This window comes from Flavobacterium silvaticum (assembly GCF_012911565.1).
In the GTDB taxonomy this organism is placed as follows: Bacteria; Bacteroidota; Bacteroidia; order Flavobacteriales; family Flavobacteriaceae; genus Flavobacterium; species Flavobacterium silvaticum.
This window is the reverse complement of record NZ_JAAMPU010000064.1, coordinates 1-614: the sequence shown is the minus strand read 5'-3', so window position 1 is coordinate 614 and position 614 is coordinate 1. Positions and strand designations below refer to the sequence as shown.

The 614-nt window shown below is 58.1% G+C and carries 1 protein-coding gene; it reads right to left on the bottom strand.

The features are described from left to right. Positions 1–614, bottom strand: a 614-nt coding sequence (locus G6047_RS00245) for a hypothetical protein (protein WP_169525297.1), incomplete at both ends; no start/stop codon positions are given.

Sequence of the window (614 nt, the reverse complement as noted above, 5' to 3'; positions counted from 1 at the left end):
CTATCATGTCGTACACACGTACCTGCACGGCTTCCTCCGAAGTGGAATCCAGGTCGAGCGAGAAGCTCTCGGCATACGGGTTCGGGAACACCGTGGCGTCGAAACGCTGTGCGATCACTTCAGGCTGCTGTGTCCCGTCCTGGCGCAATGCTCCCGGAGCGTACACGAAACAGGCCTCACCGAACGGTGAAGGGTAACCCGTGGTCCTCACGGCCACACGCACCATGTACTTGCCGCCCGGTATGTAGCCCGGCACCATGCTGAAGTTGAAGTAGGACAGGGTACGATCGACGATCTGCGAGGAGACCGGGTTGTCGTTGCCATCCACAAGGGATACCTCGAAACGATACGCGGTGGCCTTGTTCAGGCTCGCCGTGGAGATGTAGCTGTTCTGCTGGGCCATGTGCTGGTCGCAGTTGTTGATCATCGGAACACCCGGTGATGAGATCGGACACGGAGCTCCGTAACCCGAGAACACCCCGTTGGTCTTAATGGCCACCTCGACACTGTAAGTCGTTCCGTAGAAATAGTACGGAAGCATGGTCAATGCGAAGTAGTTCTGCGTACGCTCGATCTCCTGTACCTGGCCCGGAACCGACGAGTCGGTCTGGTTG